At 64.9% G+C, this 1,688-nt stretch carries 2 protein-coding genes and 1 pseudogene; all 3 read left to right on the forward strand.

Annotated features, from left to right (window positions below; genetic code table 11):
- Positions 1 to 380 precede the first annotated feature (380 nt).
- The 3 genes and pseudogenes from ACSDR0_RS50405 to ACSDR0_RS50415 all read left to right on the forward strand — a co-directional run bounded on the left by ACSDR0_RS50405 (position 381) and on the right by ACSDR0_RS50415 (position 1,469).
- Entirely contained in the window at positions 381 to 839 is a 459-nt protein-coding gene (locus ACSDR0_RS50405) for a hypothetical protein (RefSeq protein ID WP_435296099.1), read from the forward strand.
- Between the two features lie 191 nt (positions 840 to 1,030).
- Positions 1,031 to 1,195: pseudogene (locus ACSDR0_RS50410) on the forward strand (hypothetical protein); the annotation flags it as partial.
- Positions 1,196 to 1,253: 58 nt separating this feature from the next.
- Positions 1,254 to 1,469 carry a hypothetical protein gene (locus ACSDR0_RS50415; protein ID WP_435296100.1) on the forward strand — a complete coding sequence of 72 codons (216 nt, stop codon included), beginning with the start codon at positions 1,254 to 1,256 and terminating at the stop codon, positions 1,467 to 1,469.
- The last annotated feature ends 219 nt before the right edge of the window (positions 1,470 to 1,688 follow it).

A 1,688-nucleotide genomic window follows, 5' to 3' on the forward strand; every position in this document is an offset into this window, starting at 1 on the left:
ACCTGCCGCCGCGACATACCCGTCTCGCCCCGGCCGGAACACCACCCACCCGAACTAACTTAACGAAGTACTACTAGTGCAACGTTCCTCATTGGAGGCACAGATTCCTGCTGGCACGGGATGCCGAAGGCGAGGGAAGGCCTCCGATATCGCGACCATGCTGGCACGTGTATTGACCGATGCGGGTGCGAAACACTCCTGACTGGCCCGCGGGTACTGAGCTGATGCGCGAGGCCGCCTGGCTCTCGCCGCGATCTGGGACACCGGCGTTCGGTCAAGCTTTATCCTGGTGCCCATTGCTGGGAAGTGGGGGATAAGCCAAGATCGATGGGTTGATCCGCTGTGGCATACGCTGCGGCCCACCGTCGAAGGGTAGACAAGTGATCAGGTCTATTACGAAGGTCGTCGCCGCGACAGCTCTGGCCGCCGGCGTTCTCGCGGCCAACCCGGCGTACACGGCGTACGCGGCCTCCGCCCCCTACACTCCCGAGGGCGTCTGCGGGGCGGGGTTCACCCGGGTGAAGGACGGCTCCCGCCCCCTCAAGTCCGGACGTGACACCTTCGGCTACGTCTACCTCATGTACAACCGCAGCACCGGTTACAACTGCGTGGTCAGCATCAAGACCGCCTTCTACCGGACCGCCACCTACACCACCGCCACCCTGACGGTGAAAGGCAGCAAGCCGAAGACCGACGCGGGCAAGTTCAAGTACTACGCCGGGCCGGTCAAGGTGAAGGCTCGCGGCAAGTGCGTCTCGTACTGGGGCAGCACCCGGGACACCCGGCTGGACTTCGCCGAGGCGACCGGTGGCCGCAAGGCCTTCGGCAACTGCGGTTAGAAGGCCACTGAAGATGTTGGGGGTCTGACTTCGCCGCGAATGATGGCGGGGTCAGACTGGGTGTTACGCAAGGTCACTGGACTGGGGAGCTGGTCGGGCCGGATGTGTGGGTCACCTGCCGGGAGTTGATCCCGGCGGGCAGCGTGTTCGCGTTCCTGGCCGAGCACCGCGAGGAGTTGTTTCCCGGCGACATGTATCCCTCGCTCAATGGCGCCCGAGTATGCCGCCACAGGTGCCGGCCGCGGCGGTGGTGTTGCAGACGCCGCAGGGGGTCTCGGACTTCGAGGCGGCTTGAGGAGTTGCGCTGTGACCTGCGGTGGAAGGCAGCCTGCGGGCTGGGATTGTATGACACCGCCTTCGATCCGTCACTACTGACGTACTTCCGGCGCCGCCTGGCCCGCTCGGCCGAGAGACTTGGCAGGCCAACTACCGCCGCCGGCGACCACCCATCGAACGCGCCGTCGCCTGGATCGTGCCCGAGGCAACCGCCGCCTGCGCTACATCGGCACCATCAAAAACGACGCCTGGCTCCACACCCGCGCCGCCGCCGCCCTCAACCTCCGCACCCTGATCAGCCTCGGACTGACCCGCACGAACGGCACCTGGACGATCATCCCTTCCGGCGCATAGCGCAGGGGCATCCCAGCTCCAAGGCACTCCTGCACCAGCAAGATCTTCAGTGGCCTTCCAAGGGGTCTTCTCCGAACGTGACCCCAGACATCCGAGCACGTTGTGGTGTCAAGTGACGACGGTGAGAGGAGGTGGAAACGCGATGGACTCGTCGTAGGTCCGGCGCGTTTTGAGGCAGTGATAGAGGCAGCCGATCAGACGGTTGAACAGGTGCCGCAG

It is taken from the genome of Streptosporangium sp. G11, assembly GCF_051192615.1.
Classification (GTDB): Bacteria; Actinomycetota; Actinomycetes; order Streptosporangiales; family Streptosporangiaceae; genus Streptosporangium.